The 17,706-nt window shown below is 77.2% G+C and carries 12 protein-coding genes and 1 pseudogene; 1 reads left to right on the top strand and 12 read right to left on the bottom strand.

Going from position 1 to position 17,706, the window contains the following annotated elements:
* Window positions 1-115: 115 nt before the first annotated feature.
* Both ABD954_RS01805 and ABD954_RS01800 read right to left on the bottom strand, forming a co-directional pair.
* Entirely contained in the window at window positions 116-1,294 is a 1,179-nt protein-coding gene (locus ABD954_RS01805; protein ID WP_345483934.1) for an alcohol dehydrogenase catalytic domain-containing protein, read from the bottom strand.
* A gap of 115 nt (window positions 1,295-1,409) precedes the next feature.
* Complete coding sequence (locus ABD954_RS01800; protein WP_345483933.1) at window positions 1,410-2,156, bottom strand: SDR family oxidoreductase; 747 nt, start codon at window positions 2,154-2,156, stop codon at window positions 1,410-1,412.
* Window positions 2,157-2,693: 537 nt separating this feature from the next.
* On the opposite strand from ABD954_RS01800, the gene ABD954_RS01795 reads away from it, so the two are divergent.
* A complete protein-coding gene (locus ABD954_RS01795) occupies window positions 2,694-4,124 on the top strand; it encodes an MFS transporter (RefSeq protein WP_425584103.1) in 1,431 nt (476 codons plus the stop codon).
* A gap of 587 nt (window positions 4,125-4,711) precedes the next feature.
* On the opposite strand, the gene ABD954_RS01790 is transcribed toward ABD954_RS01795, so the two are convergent.
* The 10 genes and pseudogenes from ABD954_RS01790 to ABD954_RS01745 all read right to left on the bottom strand — a co-directional run bounded on the left by ABD954_RS01790 (window position 4,712) and on the right by ABD954_RS01745 (window position 17,373).
* The gene (locus tag ABD954_RS01790; RefSeq protein WP_345483931.1) at window positions 4,712-5,773 is read right to left on the bottom strand and encodes a glycosyltransferase family 9 protein; all 1,062 of its coding nucleotides are present in this window, start codon (window positions 5,771-5,773) and stop codon (window positions 4,712-4,714) included.
* On the bottom strand, window positions 5,770-7,575 hold the full coding sequence (gene rfaE2, locus ABD954_RS01785; protein WP_345483930.1) for a D-glycero-beta-D-manno-heptose 1-phosphate adenylyltransferase: 1,806 nt from the start codon (window positions 7,573-7,575) through the stop codon (window positions 5,770-5,772). Before rfaE2 ends, ABD954_RS01790 begins: the two co-directional genes overlap by 4 nt.
* A complete protein-coding gene (locus ABD954_RS01780; RefSeq protein ID WP_345483929.1) occupies window positions 7,572-8,318 on the bottom strand; it encodes a D-sedoheptulose-7-phosphate isomerase in 747 nt (248 codons plus the stop codon). Before ABD954_RS01780 ends, rfaE2 begins: the two co-directional genes overlap by 4 nt.
* 133 nt (window positions 8,319-8,451) lie before the next feature.
* The gene (locus ABD954_RS01775; protein WP_345483928.1) at window positions 8,452-9,858 is read right to left on the bottom strand and encodes a glycosyltransferase; all 1,407 of its coding nucleotides are present in this window, start codon (window positions 9,856-9,858) and stop codon (window positions 8,452-8,454) included.
* Window positions 9,855-10,820, bottom strand: a complete 966-nt coding sequence (locus ABD954_RS01770) for a glycosyltransferase (RefSeq protein WP_345483927.1) — start codon at window positions 10,818-10,820, stop codon at window positions 9,855-9,857. Before ABD954_RS01770 ends, ABD954_RS01775 begins: the two co-directional genes overlap by 4 nt.
* 305 nt (window positions 10,821-11,125) lie before the next feature.
* A pseudogene (locus tag ABD954_RS01765) lies at window positions 11,126-12,109 on the bottom strand (glycosyltransferase family 9 protein); the annotation flags it as partial.
* Between the two features lie 20 nt (window positions 12,110-12,129).
* Entirely contained in the window at window positions 12,130-13,515 is a 1,386-nt protein-coding gene (locus ABD954_RS33540) for a D-glycero-alpha-D-manno-heptose-1,7-bisphosphate 7-phosphatase (protein ID WP_425584021.1), read from the bottom strand.
* The gene (locus ABD954_RS01755) at window positions 13,512-14,582 is read right to left on the bottom strand and encodes a glycosyltransferase family 2 protein (RefSeq protein WP_345483926.1); all 1,071 of its coding nucleotides are present in this window, start codon (window positions 14,580-14,582) and stop codon (window positions 13,512-13,514) included. The genes ABD954_RS33540 and ABD954_RS01755 overlap by 4 nt, the downstream gene beginning before the upstream one ends.
* Window positions 14,579-16,270 (bottom strand): carbamoyltransferase family protein, encoded by a 1,692-nt coding sequence (locus ABD954_RS01750; RefSeq protein ID WP_345483925.1) that lies wholly within the window; start codon window positions 16,268-16,270, stop codon window positions 14,579-14,581. Before ABD954_RS01750 ends, ABD954_RS01755 begins: the two co-directional genes overlap by 4 nt.
* A gap of 143 nt (window positions 16,271-16,413) precedes the next feature.
* Window positions 16,414-17,373, bottom strand: a complete 960-nt coding sequence (locus ABD954_RS01745; RefSeq protein WP_345483924.1) for an NAD-dependent epimerase/dehydratase family protein — start codon at window positions 17,371-17,373, stop codon at window positions 16,414-16,416.
* Window positions 17,374-17,706 lie beyond the last annotated feature (333 nt).

Here is a 17,706-nt window from a genome sequence, read left to right as displayed (position 1 = left end):
CACACGGGGGTCGCGGGCACGCGGCGTGCGCGCCCGTGCTCCTGCGTCTGCTCCAGGAGACCCCGGTCATGCACCGCCCGCACCCCGAACGCCGCCCGCGGGGCCGGCGGGCCCCTCAGGGCCTGAAGAGCACCTTCACCACGCCGTCCCGCTTGGCCTGGAACATCTCGTAGGCCCCCGGCGCCTCCGACAGCGGGAGCCGGTGCGTGGCGAAGTCGTCCACGCCCAGCGGGTCGGCGTCGGTGAGCAGCGGCATGAGGTCGTCGACCCAGCGCAGCACGTTCGCCTGCCCCATGCGCAGCCGCAGCTGCTTGTCGAACATCACCAGCATCGGCATCGGGTCCGCCGCGCCCCCGTACACCCCGGCGAGCGAGACCGTCCCCCCGCGCCGCACCAGCTCGACCGCCAGGTGCAGCGCCGCCAGGCGGTCCACGCCGTAGCGGCGCATCAGGCCCCGCGCCAGCGCGTCGGGCAGGTGGGCGACCATCGAGTGCAGGCCGCGCGCGACCGGAGCCCCGTGGGCCTCCATGCCGACCGCGTCGATCACCGCGTGCGGTCCCCGCCCCTCGGTCAGGTCCCGCACCCGGTCGACCAGCTCAGGATCGGACGGGTCCAGGACCTGCACCCCGCGGGCCGCCGCCCGGTGGCGGCGGTCGGCCACCGGGTCGATGCCGACGACGAGCTCCGCCCCGCGCAGGAGGGCGATCCGGGCGGCCATGTCGCCGATCGGGCCGAGCCCGAGGACCGCGAGGGAACCGCCGGGCGGCACCTCCGCGTACTCCACGGCCTGCCACGCCGTCGGCAGCACGTCCGACAGATAGACGAAGCGGTCGTCCGGCGGACCCTCCGGCACCGGGATCGGCAGGGTGTCGCCGAACGGCACCCGCAGGTACTCCGCCTGGCCGCCGGGCACCTGCCCGTACAGCTTGGTGTAGCCGAACAGGGCGGCACCCGTGCCGTACGCGCGCACCTGCGTGGTCTCGCACTGCGAGTGCAGCCCGCCGGCGCACATGGCGCAGGTGCCGCAGGAGACGTTGAACGGCACCACGACCCGGCTGCCGGGCCGCAGCCGCCGCACCTCAGGGCCGACCTCCTCGACGACGCCCATCGGCTCGTGTCCGAGCACGTCGCCGGCATCCAGGAACGGCCCGAGGACCTCGTACAGGTGCAGGTCCGACCCGCACAGCCCGCTCGACGTGATCCGCACGATCACATCGGTCGGCTCCCGCAGCACGGGGTCGGGCACCGTCTCCACCGACACCTTCCGCCGGCCCTGCCACGTGACGGCCCTCATGGCGGCCACCTTCCTGTCCGTCGCGGCTGTCGTCGTCGCGCTGTCCGGCGCGTCGTCCCGGAGCACGCCCGGCCGGATCCCCGCCGAGTGCTCCGTGAGGGGCGGGTGCCCCGCCTCACGGCCAGGACACCTCCCGCCGGGGGACGACCACGAGCTCGGCGGCCGCGCTGCCCGCCGGCACGGACAGGGCGTACATCACGGCGTCCGCGACGACCTGCGGGCTCTGCAGGAGCGCCGTGTCGGTCTCCGGGAAGCGCTCCATGATGAACGGCGTCTCCATGCCGCCCGCGACGACGCCCGTGACCCCGATCCCGGGACAGTCCCGCTGCGCCTCCTTGAACAGCGTGTGCGTGAAGGCGCGCAGCCCCGTCTTCGCTGCGGAGTACGGGCCGGCCTCGGTCCAGGTGCGGAGGGAGGCCGTCGACAGGATGTTCACGATGTGCCCGCCGCCCCGCGCGACCATCCGGCGGTACCCCTCCCGGCACAGGTACATCGGGCCGAGCAGATCGGTCGTGATCACCCGGGTCATCTCCTCGGCCGTGAGCTCGGCCACCGACTTCGTCACGTCCACGGCGGCGCAGTTCACCAGCACGTCCACCCCGCCGCCCGCCGCGTCCAGCTCCTCGAAGAGCTCCGCCACCGCCTCCGCGTCCCGTACGTCGAGACCGACCGGCCGGGCCCGCAGGCCCTCGGCCAGGAGGTTCTCGCACAGCTCCTTCGCCGTCTCCTGCCGGACGTCGGCGACCAGGACCTCCGCCCCGGCGCGCGCCAGTCTGCGCACGATCTCCGCACCCAGGCCCCGCGCACCTCCGGTGACGAGCGCCGACCGGCCGTCGAGCGTGATCTCCACCTGGTTGTTCATCGTCGTCCTCCTCGCGAACCCCACGAATCGTCGTGAGTCTGTGTGAACCCTTGTGAACCTCTGCGGGCCCTCGTGGACCCGTCGCGAACGGCATGCCGCGGACGCGTGTGAGCAAGCCCACGCGAACCCCACGGGCCTTGCGGCGCCGAGGAGTTGGGGTGGTGCGCGGCACCGGTGGAAGGGCGGTGTAGGGCGGGTCACTCGCTTCTCGGGAACCGTCTGCCACGATGGGCCGCTGACCCGATCCCCCCGTGCCGGCGTTCCCGGCGCCCCTGGCGCCCCCGGAGTCCCCGGCGCGACGGAGCGCGGTCGACCCGCCGCCCCCGCTCCCTCCGCTCCTCGCGCGCGCCTCGTGCCGCCCCCGGTGACCCCGTGCCTGCCATGCGTCTGCTCCCGTCCCCCGCCTCCCTCGCCTCGGCCCTGCGCCCCCGGCGCGCCCTGACCTCCGCGCGCGGCGCCCGCCGCCCCGCCGCGCGCGGCGCCCGCCGCCCCGCCGACGACGACACGTCGCCCTGGCGTTCGCTCCGCCACCGCAGCATGCGTTGGTGGGCCGTCGCCCATCTCGTCTCCAACACCGGCACCTGGATGCAGCTGACCGTCCAGAACCTGCTGGTCCTCCAGATCACCGGCTCGCCCGCCGCCGCCGGTCTGTCCCTCTCCGCCCAGGCGGCCCCCGGCCTCCTCATGGGGCTGCTCGGCGGAGCCGCCGTCGACCGCTGGCCCCGCAAGGTCACGGCCGCCCTCGCCCAGGTGACCCTCGGCCTCGTCGCCCTGGCCACCGCCGCCCTGGTGGCCCTCGACCAGCTGAACCTGCCCGTGCTCATCGGCCTCGCCGTGCTCACCGGCCTCGTCGCCACCGTGGACGGTCCCGCCTGCGCGCTGCTCGGCAACGACCTCGTCCCCGTGCGGGACGTGCCCTCGGCCATCGGCGTGGGCTCGCTCGCCCACAGCGCGGGCCGGCTCGCGGGAGCCGCCCTGGCCGGCATCACCGTCGCCACGCTCGGCACGGCGGCCGCCTACGTCGCCAACGGCGTCTCGTTCTTCTTCGTGGCCGCGGTCATCCCCTTCCTGACCCTGATCCGTCCCCAGCACGGCCCGGCGAAGGCCGCCCGGGGACGCGCCGGGGCCGGACCGGCCGACGGCGCCGAGCGGACGGCCGGGTCGGACGGGCCCGGCAGGGCCGCCGCCTCCGGCCTGCCGGACGCCGCCGACACCAGCGTCCGCGGGGGGCTGCTGTTCTTCGCCCGCCGCCCGCGGCTCGTCGCCCTCGCGGCCCTGAACGCGGTCAGCGCCCTCTTCGGCCGCAACTACTCCCTCACCCTGGCGGTCCTGGTCACCGGCCCGCTCGCCGGCTCCGCGAGCTCCTTCAGCGCCGTCTCCTCGGCCCTGGCCGTCGGCGGCATCGTCGGCGCGGTGCTCGGCGCGCGGCTGCGCAGCCCCCGCGTCCGCATGGTCGCCCTGCTCACCGCGGGCGGCGCGCTCCTCCAGGTCGCCGCGGGTGTCTCCCCCTCCCTGGCGTTCCTCGTGGTGCTCGCCCTGCCCATGGCCGTCGCCGAGTCCGTCACCGACACCGCCCAGAACACGCTGCTCCAGACCGACCCGCCGCCCCACATGCGCGGCCGCGTCCTCGGCGCCTGGAACAGCATCCGCACGCTCTGGGGCCTGGCCGCGCCGCCGACCCTGGGCCTGCTCATGGAGGTCCTGGGCGCGCGGGGCGCCCTGGTCACCGGCGGCCTCGTCGTCGCCGCGGCGGTGACCGCCGGATGGCTGCTGCGCGGCCCCCGGTCCGCCGGCGCGACCGTCCGCCCGGTCGCGGTTCCGGTCCCGGTCGCGGTCCCTGTGCCGGAGCCGGTCCCGGTCGCGGTCCCTGTGCCGGAGCCGGTCCCGGTCGCGGTCGCGGTCCCTGTGCCGGAGCAGGTCCCGGTCCACGTGCCCGTCACCCGGCCCGCCCTGGAGAGCGCGGCCTGATCGCGGCGCCTCCGACCCCCGGCCGGCGGCCGTCCCCGGGCCGTCGGCTGTCCCCGGGCCGTCGGCCGTCTCCGGGCCGTCGGCCGTCCCCGGGCCGTCGGCCGTCTCCGGGCCGTCGGCCGTCTCCGGGCCGTCGGCTGTCCCCGGGCCGTCGGCCGTCTCCGGGCCGTCGGCCGTCTCCGGGCGGTCGGTCGTCCTCGGGCGGTCGGTCGTCCTCGGGCCGTCGGTCGTCCCCGTGGCGTGCCCCGCGCACGGCGCCGCCTCCGGCGCGGTCGTTTCCCGCGCGACCGCCGTACCCCGCGCGCCCGCCGTTTCCCGCGCGCCCGCCGTTTCCCGCTCGACCGCCGTATCCCGCTCGACCGCCGTTTCCCGTACGTCAGCCGCTCCTTGCACGTCGGCCGCTTCCCGTACGTTCACCGCTTCCGGCGGTGCCGGGCGCGGCGCGCGCCGGGCCGGGCGGCGCGGGAGGCTCCGCGCACCCGGTGAGCCGAGCGACGTGACCGGCCGGGGCCGCGCACCGTCGGCCGGCCCGGCCCGCAAGGGCGTCGCGCCGCCCCGCGCGGCCCGGCCCGCCGGGAGGGGCCCGCTCATCGGCTCGCCGCCTGGACGACGCTCCCCGGGCCGGGAGCCGTGGGAGCGGCCCCGCCCGCCGTCGGTTCCAGGACCGCGTCCAGGACCTCGTCCACCGTGATCTCCATCAGCCGCGGATCGGGGCGGTCCGCATGCGGGTCGCCCGGCCGCGCCACCTCCTGACCCTCCCCGGGATGCCACAGCGCCCGGTGCGGACCCGTGTCCGGCGGCCCCCAGAGCGCCGGCGACACCGGCCCGAACAGCACCACCGAGCGGGTGCCGAGCGCCGTCGCCAGATGGGCGAGACCGGTGTCGCCCACCACCACGCAGCGCGCGTGGGCGACCAGCCCGCACAGCTCCTCGAACGGCACCCCCGCGTCCCCGCCCACCACCGCGGACGGGGCCAGACCGGCGTGCTCGGCGACCGACCGCGCCAGCGGCGCCTCGCCCGGACCGGCCGTCACCACCACCGGCAGGCCCGCCCGGCGGACGCCCCGTACCACCGCCGCGAAACGGTCCACCGGCCAGCGCCGCGCTGCCGACTGCGCTCCCGGATGCACCACGACCGCCCCCGGCGGCACGGGACCCGGCCCGGCCGGGGCCGCGATCCGTACGTCGTCGGGGTCGGCGTCCAGCCCGTACCAGCGCAGCAGCCGGCACCAGCGCACCCGCTCGTGCTCCTCCGGCGCCCAGGCCGGGCCCCGCACCCCGGGGACGGCCGGGTGCCCGAACGCCCACAGGTGCTCCGGCCCCAGACCGGCGAGCAGACGGTGACTGTCCGGCCCGCGGCCGTGCAGGTTCACCGCGAGGCGCGGCGCCCGTGCGTCCCGGGGCAGCACGGCGGGCACGCTCCGCCCCGGACCGGAGGCCGGGAGCAACCGGTCCACGCACCCGGTGGCCCGCGCCACCGGCTCCAGCTCCGCCGGGGCGGCGAGCACCAGTTCATGGTCCGGCAGCCCACGGCGCAGCGCCCGCAGCGCCGGTACGGCGGTCAGCAGGTCCCCGAGCCCCAGCGCCCGCAGCACCAGCGCCACCGGCCGGCCACGGCCGCGGGCCACCTCCTCGGCCGCCCGCCTCACCGGGCCCTCCGTCCCGCCGCCGCGGCGCGGGCCGCCCGGTGGGCGATCCGGGTGGTCGAGCGGCCGTCGAGGTAGGGCAGCACGACGGTCTGGCCGCCCCAGCGCCGCAGCGCCCGGGTCTCCGGGAGGCCGTCGGGCGAGTAGTCGCCGCCCTTGACCCACACGTCCGGCCGCAGGGCCTCCAGGAGGCGTTCCGGGGTGTCCTCGTCGAAGGCCACGACCGCGTCCACGCTGCCGAGGGCGGCCAGGACCCGCATCCGGTCCGCGAGCGGGGTCAGGGGACGCCCGGGGCCCTTGAGGCGGGCCAGGGAGGCGTCCGAGTTCACGCACACGATCAGGCAGTCCCCGATCCGCGCGGCGCGTTCGAGGAGGCCCACGTGGCCGGCGTGCAGCAGGTCGAAGCAGCCGCCGGTGGCGACCACGGTGCCGCCCCGGGCCCGGACGCGGCGGGCGAGGGCGAAGGCGTCCCCGGGCGGCTCGGCGCCGTGCGACGGCGGCGCGGACGGCGTCGCCTCGCCGGACACCGCCGAGGCGCCCCCCGCGCCGACGAACGCGGCGGCCTCGGCCACCGCCCGTTCCACCGCCTCCTCCGGCAGGGCACCGGCGGCGAGGGCCACCGCCGCCGCCGCGGCGAAGCAGTCGCCCGCGCCGCACGGATCGCCCCCCGCGACGGGGGGCGCCGGCACCAGCAGCGGAGCCGTCGAACCGGCCCGGGTCAGCAGCGCCCCCGCCGCGCCGAGGGTGACGGCGACATGGGTGACCCCCCACCGTTCCGCGAGGTCGGCGCCCCGGTCCGCGTGGGCGCGCAGGGAGGAGCCCGGACGGTCGCTGAAGGCCGCGGCCTCCTTGGCGTTCGGGGTCGCCAGGCGGGCTCCGGCGACGGGCGGGCCGCCGCGGGGATGCGGATCCCATACGAGGGGTACGCGGCGGGCCGCCTCGGTGAGGGCGTCGCGCAGCACGTCGGCCGTGCCCCGGCCGTAGTCGGCGACCAGGATCGCCCCCGCCGACTCCAGCACGCGCAGGACCTCGGGACCCGGCCGCCCCGGGGTGCCGCCGCCCCGGTCGAGGCGCAGGAGCGGCCGACCGCCGGCCAGGACCCGCGTCTTGACCGGCAGGGTGCCGTCGAGGGGGACGGCGACGACCCGGATCCCGTCGCCCAGGCACCGCCGGGCGATCTCGCCGGCCTCGTCGGAGCCCAGCGCGGTGACGAGCACGACCTCGACGCCCGCGGCGGCCTCGCTGTCGGGCAGGGACGCCACGCGGGGCGCCGTTGCGACGCCGGGCGGGACCTCGCTGTCGTGCACGGACTCCGCGCCGGGCGCCGCCTCGACGTGGGGCGCGACCTCGACGTGGGGCGCGACCTCGACGCCGGCCAGGGCTCCTGCGCCGGGCGCGACCTGGACGTCGGCCAGGGGTCCTGCGCCGGGCGCGACCTGGACGTCGGCCAGGGGTCCTGCGCCGGGCGCGACCTGGACGTCGGCCAGGGGCCCTGCGTCGGGCGCGACCTGGACGTCGGCCAGGGGTCCTGCGTCGGGCGCCGCCTCGACGCCGGACAGGGTCCCGGCCCGTCCGGTCCGCCGGGCGGGCTTCGGGTCCCTGCGCCGGCCGGTCGCCGGATCCGTCCGCCGGTCCGAGAGACGCGCCGCCAGGACCGCGGCCAGCCCCGCCCCGCCCGCCCGCCGGCGGACCCCCGCCACGTCCACCACCGGCGCCGGCGCGTCCGGCGCCAGCCGGCTCGCCTCGCCCTCGATGTCCTCGTCGAGGAGCAGATCACCCACGACGACCAGCGGCCCGCGGCTCACGGCGTCCTCCAGCCCACCGACGCCCCGCCGCCGGGACGCCCCTCGCCCTCGGCGCCCGCCGGACCGGCGGCCCGGTACGGCGTGCCCGCGTAGCGACCGCCGCCCGTGAGGCCCGCCGCCGCACCCGTCCCCGTGGTCGTACGGCCGTCCGACGCGCCCGCGCCCACCAGGGTCGCGTCGAAGAACTCGCACAGCAGGTGGACGACGACCAGGTGGGCCTCCTGCACGGTGGCCGTGGTCGGGGCGTCGATGGTCAGGGCGTCGTCGGCGGCCTCGGCCAGGGGATTGGGGCCGGGGCCGGTCAGGGCCCAGACGGCGAGGCCGCGCGAGCGGGCGGTCACCGCGGCGGAGAGGAGGTTGGGACTGTGGCCCGAGGTCGACAGCAGCACGAGGAGGTCTCCGGGACGACCGTGCGCCGCCACCTGGCGGGCGAAGACCTGTTCGAAGCCGTAGTCGTTGCCGATGGCCGTGACGCTGGACGTCTCCGCGTGCAGCGCCAGCGCCGAGTAGGCCGGACGCTCGTCGCGGTAGCGCCCCACCAGCTCCGCCGTGAGGTGCTGCGCCTGGGCGGCGCTGCCGCCGTTGCCGGCGGCGAGCAGCCGTCCGCCGTCGGTGAGCACCGCCGCGAGCCGCCGTCCCCACCGGGCGAGCCGTCGCAGGTCCGCCCCGCCGAGGCTCTCGACGGCCTGGCACAGCGCCCGGCAGTGCAGCCGTGCGTCCTCGTAGATCTCGGATTCGTTCATGTCGGGTCGGCCGGGCGCCCTGCCGGGACCGGGCCGCACCTCCTTCGCCAGTCGGTCCCGGGCCGCCGTCGGGATGCTCGGCGGCCCGGGGGAGGGGAGAGGGGAGCGGGCAGGGGGAGAGGGGGAGGGAGGGTCAGAGCGGCGCTCCGGCCATCGGCGCGTGCGCGGCGACGACCGCCCGGTAGGAGGCTTCCGTCGCCCCGGCCACGCGCTGCCAGGAGTAGTGCTGCAGGACCCGGCGGCGCCCGGCCCTGCCGTACTCCGCGCGCAGCGCGGGATCGGCCAGCAGCAGCCGTGCCGCCGCCGCGAGCACCGGCGCGTTGCCGGGGGGCACCAGCAGGCCGTTCACGCCGTGGGCCACCGTGTCCTGCTGGCCGCCCACCGCGCTGGCGACCAGCGGCCGGCCGCAGGCCATCGCCTCCAGGGGCACGATGCCGAACGGCTCGTAGTCCGCCGGGCACAGGACGACGTCGGCGCTGCGCATCAGCACCGGCACCGCCGCCGGCGGCACCGCTCCGGTGAAGGACACCCGGTCCGCGACGCCCGCCTCGGCGGCGAGCGCGCGCAGCCGCCGCACCTCCGGGTCGGTGTCGAGCGCCTCGGGCGGGGGCCCGCCGGCGATCACGAGCTCGGTGTCCGGCAGCCGCCGGAGCGCGGCGACGGAGACGGCCGCGCCCTTCCGGGGCACGAGCCGGCCCAGGTGCAGCAGCCGATGGCGGTACGGGCCGCGCCGTGCGACCGGTCCGTCCGGCCGGAAGACGGCCGGGTCGACACCGCAGGGGACGATGTCGGCCTTGGCCCGGGCTATGCCCATGGCGGCCAGTTCCTCCACCTCGTCACGGCAGGTGGCGACGACCCGGTCGCAGCCGAGGCCCACCTCCCTCTCGTACGCGACGCGGGTCGGCGGACTCGTGTCGGCGGCGCCCTGGTGGCGCCGCTTCACGATGCCGAGCGCGTGGTACGTGTGCAGGAACGGCACACCGGTCTCCCGGCTCGCCCAGAGCGTGGCGAGCCCCGACATCCAGAAGTGCGAGTGGGCCACGTCGGGACGGTCCACGCGCCACCGGTCGGCCAGATAGCGGGCGAAGGGCCGCATGTGCGGCAGGAGTTCGTCCTTCGGCAGGTGCTCGGGCGGGCCCGCCGGGACGTGGTGGACGAGCACTCCGGCCCGCAGCGGCACCGTCTCGGGCAGCGTGGCGTCGTCCCGCCGGGTGTAGACGGTCACCCGGTGGCCCCGGTCGGCGAGGGCGCCCGCCAGCTGGGCGACGTGCACGTTCTGACCGCCGGCGTCCTCGCCGCCGAGGGTGGCGAGCGGACTCGCGTGCTCGGAGACGAGCGCGATCGACAGCGGGCGGCGCGAGCGGGCGGCGGCGGACGCTCCCGCCGACGCCGACGCCGACGCCGATGCCGATGCCGATGCCGACGCGGATGCCGACGCGGGAGCGGAGCCGGACCGAGCCGTCCTCTTGCCCGGCGTCGGCGACCCCGAAGTGGAAGAGGGGTCCGACGGGGGCGAGGGAGTCGAGTGGAGAGGGGTCATGAGCATGCCTCCGCGATCAGGCGCTCCCAGTCGTCGAGGAAACGCTTGAGGCCGTAGTGTTCGAGGGCCGCCTGCCGGGCGCGCGCGCCGTCGGCGGCGGCCGCGTCGGGGTCGGCGAGGTAGCGGCGGGCCGCCCGGGCGAGCACCTCCGGGCGCGTCGACAGGGTTCCGGCGCCGACGGGCACCGCCTCGACCGCCTCGGTGGTGGCGAGGGCGACGACCGGCATGCCCAGGTGCATCGCCTCCAGCAGGGACAGTCCGAGGGACGTCCAGCGCACGGGGTGCAGGTAGAAACGCCGTTCCGCCATGGCCGCGTGCAGCCGCGCCTGGGGCAGGTCGGCGGTGCGGCACCGTTCCTCCGGCAGCCCCAGGTGCGCGGCCAGGCCCTCGGTCCGCATCCCGAACACGTCGAGGGGCGTCGCCCGCGCCAACTCCGGCAGCAGGTCCGTGCCCACGTAACGTCCGCGCCGCACCGGCTCGTTGACCACCACGGCGGCGCGGGCCAGCTCACCGGTGTAGCGGTGGCCGGGGTCGACGATCCCGTGTTCCACGACGGCCGTCCTGGTCGTCCCGTTGTCCCACAGCAGCCGGTTGAAGTGCGTGACGTGCACGAGGGTCAGATCGGGGCGGTCGGCCATCGGATGCCGGGTCAGCGGCACGTCCCCCCGCGGGGTGTTGTGCTCCACGTAGACCGCCGGAACGTCTCTGCCGGGCCGTCGGCCGCCGAGCCATCGGGTCGCCAGCGACTCCTCGTGGGGCCGCTGGAGGACGACCAGGTCGACCGGCGCGTCCCGGAGCCGGTCCGGTTCCACCTCGTGGACCGAGTCGGGCCACGGGAAGGTCTCGGCCCTGCCCCGCCCGTCCGGCCCGCGATCGGGCGTGACGGGTGTCAGGTAGGTGTGCGGCCCCTGGACGAACGCCGTCGTCCAGGATCCGTGGACGTGCCACAGCAGGATGTTCATGCGGTCGTTCCTCCTCTCGCCCCCGCCACGGAGGTCGCGGCGGAGGTCGCTGCGGCCGGGCGGTCCCGGCGCGCGACGAGGTCACGGGGGCGTTCGGCGCGACCCGGACCGTCCGGGCCGTGCGAGCCGTCAGGGCTGTGCGAGCCGTCAGGGCCGTGCGAGCCGTCCAGGTCGTCCGGGCCGTGCGAGCCGTCCGGCCCGTGCGAGCCGTTCGGCCCGTGCGGGCCGCCGGGGCCGGGAGGAGCACCGGGCGCCCGGGCGCCCGGGGGCGGGACCGGGCCCGGTCCGGGCCGGGGAGCCGGACGCAGGAGCGAGGCCACGGCCCCGGTCACCTCGGCGTCGCCCACCCCGTCGAGGCACGGATGCCCCGGTACGGGACAGACGCGGGCCCTGGTCTCCGCGCACGCCGCCCGCTGGTCGCCGAGCAGCACGTGCCGCACCCCGTAGGGCCGCCAGCGCCCGGCCGGGACGACCGGCGCGAACAGGCACGCCACCGGAGTCCCCACGGCCGCCGCGAGATGGGCGGGGCCGGTGTTGCCGGTGACCACCGCGCGGGCCCCGGCGAGGACACCCGCGAGTTCGCCCAGGCCGGTGGTCGCGCCGCCGAGGTCGAGACCGTGCCGGCCGGCCACGCGAGCCGTGAGCGCGCGCTCCGCCGGGCCCCCGGTGACCACCACCCGGTGCCCGGCCCGGTGCAGCGCCGCCGCCGCACGGGCGGCCCGGTCGGGGCTCCACGCCCGCGCCGGGACGGCCGCGCCGGGGTGCAGCACGACGTACGGGTCGCCGCCCGTCAGGTGTGTGGTGTCGGGCACGGGTCCGACCCGCAGCCGGCCGTCGTCGCCGGGCGGCAGCGCGAAGCCCGCCGCCCCGGCCAGGTCGAGCGCGGCCTCGGCCTCGTGCCGCCCGTCCGCGCGGTGGTGCCGCAGCTCGAGCAGGGCCCCGGGGTAGTCCTCGCTGTCGGCGCCGATCCAGGGCACGCCGGCCAGGCGCAGCAGCAGCGCGGCCGGCAGCGGGCTCTGGTGGTACGAGACGAGGACGAGAGCCCGGTCGAACCGGCCCGCGGCCACTGCGTCGACGAGCCGGCCCACCCCGTCCGGGGTGAGCGGCGGCGGTTCGAGGCCCACCCACGGCGCCTCGTACACGAGCACCTCGTCCACGCCGGGCAGCAGCCGCGCGGCGGGCGCTCCCGCCGGGCCGCACAGCACGGCCGTCCACGAGGAGCCGGCGGCGACGGCGCGCACGGCTGGACCGGCGAGCAGCACGTCGCCCGCGCTGTCGAGGCGCACCACGAGCGTGCGCGGACGGGCGTTCACCGGTCACCGCCCCGGCCGGGTCCGTCGGCCCGGCCCCGCGGCGCCGCGGCGAGCGCGAGGCGCACCGCCGCCGGCAGGTCGGGCGCGGTGCGGGGTGCGGCGGCGACCTCCTCGGCCCGGGTGACGGGGGTCGGCACGAGCACGCCCCGCGCTCCGGCCGCGCGCGCGGCGTCCATGTCGGAGCCGATGTCGCCGATCACGACGGTACGGGAGGGGCGCGCGCCCAGCCGGGCACAGGCGGCGAGCACGAGGCCGGGCGCGGGCTTGCGGCAGCCGCAGCCGTCGTCGGGCCCGTGCGGACACACCGCCCACACCCCGAAGGGCCCGAGCAGCGCCTCCACGCGCCGGCGCACCGCGTCGACCTGACCCCTCGTCAGGAGCCCGCGCGCCACGCCGGACTGGTTGCTCACGACACCGACGGGGATGCGCAGCGAGCGCAGCAGGGCCACGGCCTCCTCGGCCCCCGGCAGCAGGGCCACCCGCTCGGGGTCACCGTTGTACGGCACGTCCACGATCAGGGTCCCGTCCCGGTCGAACAGCACCGCGTCGAGCCCCGGCCCGGTGGCGGCCGGGTCCACGGGGGCGCCGTCCCGGCGGTCGCCGAACAGCCACGGCCCCCCGTCGGGGCTCCGGGCCGTCGTCCGTCCGTCGCCCTTCACGGCGAGGACGGCGGGGGTGGCGGGTCCGGGGGCACCGACCGAGGCGGCCGGAGGCTCCTGCCCGGCGCGGCCCCTCCGTACGGCCGCCTGCGCGCCGGGAGTCGCGGGCACCGGCACCGGCCCGGAGCACCCGAAGACGGACGTGGTCGCGCCTGCGGCCGCGACCGCGGTCGTGGCCCCGGTCGTGGCCCCGGTCGTGGCGGGGCGGTCGCCCGCCGCCCTGCCGGTCGTTCCGGTCGTGCGGTCGTTCGCGTCCGCGCGGTCGGTCCGTGTCGCGCCGCGCGTCGTGGGGGTGGCGCCGGTCCGTGTCGTGCCGGGCGTCGTGGGGGTGGCGCCGGTCCGTGTCGTGCCGGGCGTCGTGGGGGTGGCGCCGGTCCGTGTCGTGCCGGGCGTCGTGGGGGTGGCGCCGGTCCGTGTCGTGCCGGGCGTCGTGGGGGTGGCGCCGGTCCGTGTCGTGCCGGGCGTCGTGGGGGTGGCGCCGGTCCTGGTCGTACCGCGCGTCGGTGGTGCAGCGACCGTCCCGGTCGGGCCGCCGGTCCGGCGCACGCCGGCCGTCGCCGGGCCACCGCCGGTTCCGGTCCCGGCGGCCGTCGCGGCCCCGGGCCCGTCCCCCGCGCCGGTCCCGGTGTCCGTCCCGATCGGGCCGGTCGCCGGCGCTTTCCCGTTTCCCGGCGCTTTCGCGTTCCCCGGTGCCGCCTCCGTGCCCGTCACCTCGGCCGTCATGACACCGCCTCCTCGACCGCCTGCGGCCGGGCCGGTCCGGTGGTGGTGGGCTCCGGTGGGCGGACCGGCGGGCGCGGGCGGGCGTTGCGGTGGGCGAGGAGGCCGCGCAGCCAGTGCCAGGTCGCGGCCGGAGGGATGGCCGCGCTGGTGAGGACCATGTCGACGACCTCCGTACGGGTACGGGGGCCGGGCCGCACACGGGCCGCGGTGAACTCGGCCGTGCCGGCGCACCACAGCGCGCCGCACGCCGCCGCGGCCCGCCACCGGCCCGCGAGCGCGCACGCCAGGGCGGCCGCGCCGGCGGCCGTGACGGCGCGGTGGCGCGGCAGACGGCCGCGCGGCGCGCCGGCGCGGATGCGCCAGTCCGGTCCGTGGAGCCGCCGCATCAGCACGTCGTCGCCGTTGCCCGCCTGCTGGCGGACCGACAGCCAGCGGCCGCCCTGGCGGGGCGGATGAGCGGTCAGACGGCGTCCCTGGCCGAGCAGCCAGCCGCCGTCGAGCAGCCGCAGCGCGAGGTCCGCGTCCTCGCGGAAGGCCCGGCGGAAGCGCTCGTCGAAACCTCCCGCCCCGTCGAACGCCTCGCGCCGTACGGCCATGTCCGCGGTGATCCACCGGGCCGTGGCGAGTGCGGCCGTGTTGCGCTCGCCGTCGGTGGGGCGCCGGCCGTCCGGCAGCGGCACCTCGATCCGGGCCGCGACGGCGGCCGTTCCGGCCGACGCCTCCGCCAGGTCACGGGCCAGGTCCTCGCCCCACCGGGCCGACGGCACGACGTCGTCGTCGAGGAAGACGATCCACGGCACGTCGCCGGTGTGGCGCGCGCCCTCGTTCCGCGCGGCGGCGGGGCCGCGCGCCGGGCCGGGGACCACCGAGGTGACGTCGCGCAGCCCGGCCGGCACGGGCAGCTCCGGCACGGTGCCGTCGCGCCCCGGCCGGTCGTGCACCACGATCACCCGGGAGGGCCGCCGTCCGCCCGCCCGGGCCAGGGCCTCCAGACAGAGCCGCAGGCTCGGCCGGCCCGTCGTGGGCACGACGACCGCGTAACGGGGGCCGGTGGGAAGGCCGTTCACCGGCCACCTCCTCCGCCGGCGGCCGTGACGCTCCACCCGTTGGCCCCGGTGGAGAACATCTCGCTCCGTCGGACCGCGAACGGCCCGATCGCGAGGAGGTCGATGGGCGTCGAGCCGAAACACTCCAGGGCGTCGCGCGGATCGTCCACCATCGGACGCCCCGCCGTGTTGAGGCTGGTGTTGACCACCACGGGCAGTCCCGTCCGCCGCTCGAACTCCTCCAGCATGCGGGCCACCAGCGGCTCGTGCCGGCGGTCCACGGTCTGGATCCGCGCCGTGCCGTCGACGTGGACGACGGCCGGGATGCGGTCGCGCCACTTCGGAGCGACGTCATGGACGAAGAGCATGTACGGGCTGGGCAGCGGGCCGTCGAAGATCTCGGCGGAGCGTTCCGTCAGCACCATCGGCGCCACCGGCCGGAACTGCTCGCGTCCCTTGATGTCGTTGAGCCGCTCCAGGTTCCCGGCGTGCCCGGGGTGCGCGAGCAGCGAGCGGTGACCGAGGGCCCTCGGGCCGTACTCCGAACGCCCCTGGAACCAGGCCACCACGCCGTTCGCGGCCAGCACCTCCGCCACGGCGACGGCGATGTCCGGCGGCCGCTCGAAGGGGACGGCCGCCGTCTTCAGGCGCCCGGCGATCTCGGCGTCCGACCACTCCCGGCCGAGGGCGGCCCCCGGCATCGGCGAGGGCTGCTCGCCGGCCTCCGCCGACAGCAGCAGCGCCCCGCCGAGCGCCGTGCCCGCGTCGCCCGCGGCCGGCTGGATCCACACACGCGAGAACGGGCCCTCGCGGGCGATCCGCGCGTTGGCCACGCAGTTCAGGGCGACGCCGCCGGCCAGGGTCAGGACGCTGTCGTGGGTCTGGCCGTGCAGCCACCGCACCAGGTCGAGCAGCGTCTCCTCCAGGACGAACTGGGCGCTCGCCGCCAGGTCCGCGTGGTCGGCGGTCCACGGCTCCTCCGCGCCGCGCGGCGGGCACAGCTCGGCCCAGGGCACCCCGTGCGCGCGGAAGCCGCCGTCACCCGTGGGGTGGACGTACCGTCGTATCTCGTCCGCCATCCGGGGCCGCCCGTGCGAGGCGAGCGCCATCACCTTGAACTCGTCGGAGGAACGCAGGAATCCGAGGTGCTCGGTGAGCTCCTCGTACACCAGGCCCAGCGAATCGGGCAGCAACTGGGCCCGCAGCGGCTCCAGATGGTCGCCCACGCGCCGCGCGGCCAGGTGCGAGGCGCACTCGCCGCGGCCGTCGAGCACGAGCACCGACGAGGTCTCGGCGGCCTCGGCGGCGAACGCCCCCGACGCGGCGTGGGCCATGTGGTGGCCGACGAACCGGACCTTCTGCGGGTCGAGTCCCGGCAGGGCCGTCGCGAGGAACTGCGGGGCGTGCTGGGCGTAGGCCTGGCGCAGGCTGTCCCACGGGTCGTCGAGGCCCATGTCCTCGGCGGGCCGGGCCAGCGCGGGGTCGTACGAGTACGCGACGACGTCGATGTCGGCGGGGCGCAGCCCGGCGTGTTCCAGGCACCACCGCGCGGCCTGCTCGGGCAGCTCCCAGGCGGAGAAGGGCACCGGCCGTTTGCCGTGCTTCCGTCTGGAGAAACGTTCCTCCTCGGCGGCGGCGACGGTGATGCCGTCGACGACCAAGGCGGCGGCCGGGTCGTGGTAGAGGGCGTTGATGCCGAGTACGCGCATGGGGCGGGCCTTCCGGTCGGATACGGCGCAGGGCGCCCGGGGGGAGAGGCGGGGAGGAAGAGGAGCGGGAGGGGGAGTGGAGGTGGGGGGAGAGCGGGCGGGGTCGGTTGACCCAGTGGCAGGAGGCGGCCGGACCGCCGTGCTCATTCGGTCTGTTGCGTCCGGAACCACTCGATCGTCCGCCGCAGCCCCTCCTCCGCCGTGACCACCGGCTGCCATTCGAGCTTGTCACGGGCCAGGGTGATGTCGGGGCAGCGCACGGCGGGATCGTCGACGGGCCGTTCGATGAAGCGGATCGTGGAGGCCGAGCCGGTCAGTTCGACGATCCAGCGGGCCAGGTCCAGCATCGAGATCTCGGACGGGTTGCCGATGTTCACCGGTCCGGGCATGCCGTGCGCGGCGGCCGCGAGGACACCGCGCACGGTGTCGTCGACGTAGCACAGGGACCGGGTCTGGCGTCCGTCCCCGGCGACGGTGAGTGGTTCACCGGCGAGCGCCTGCCGGATGAAGGTGGGGACGGCGCGGCCGTCGTGACCGCGCATGCGGGGCCCGTAGGTGTTGAACAGACGCACGATCAGGGTGTCGGTGCCCCGGGAGTGCGCGGCGGTGGTGAGCGCCTCGCCGAAGCGCTTCGCCTCGTCATAGACGCTCCGGGGGCCGATCGGGTTCACGTGCCCCCAGTAACGCTCGTTCTGCGGATGCTCCTCGGGGTCGCCGTACACCTCCGAGGTCGAGGCGAGGACGAAGCGGGCACCGCAGGCATGCGCCAGCGCGAGCGCGTTGCGGGTGCCGAGGCTGCCGGTCTCCAGGGTGTGTACGGGCAGGCGCAGATAGTCGACGGGGGACGCGGGAGAGGCGAAGTGGAGGACCAGGTCCGGATCCGCGTCCACCGTGAACGGCTCGCGGACGTCCGCCTCCACCAGGCGGAACCCGGGATGGTCCCGAAATCCGGCCACGTTGGCGGGCGTTCCCGTACTGAAGTCGTCCACACAGGTCACTTTCGCGCCGCCGGCGAGGAGCGCGGCGCACAGATGGGATCCGACGAAACCCGAACCGCCGGTGACGACGGCATGTTCCCAACGGGCTGTGGGGGACGTGGCCATGGATCTCTCCTCAACCGGGTCAACCGGAACAGTGAGGGGACGAGCCGCGGCTCCGGACGGTCGCTGCCGCCACCGCCCGGGAACCGGTCGGCCCTCCGGGCTTATCAGGCGTCGACCGTCAGTCTCACCCGGTGGCGGGAGGGCCGCCACCTGACCGATTCGTACGGGTGCCGTGGCTCGTGGGTGTGTGTGACGCGGCTGCGTGCCGGAGGATCCGGCAGCGCGCGGGCGGCTACCCCGGAGGAGCAGCGCTACTCCTCGCATCCGGCACATTTCTCCACGAGTTGGTTGATACCTGGACAGTCACGTACCAAACCGGCCTTTCGAGAGGGC

The organism is Streptomyces roseoviridis (assembly GCF_039535235.1).
Taxonomy (GTDB): domain Bacteria; phylum Actinomycetota; class Actinomycetes; order Streptomycetales; family Streptomycetaceae; genus Streptomyces; species Streptomyces roseoviridis.
Note: the sequence above shows the minus strand (reverse complement) of the source record. Positions and strands in the feature narration are given on the sequence as shown.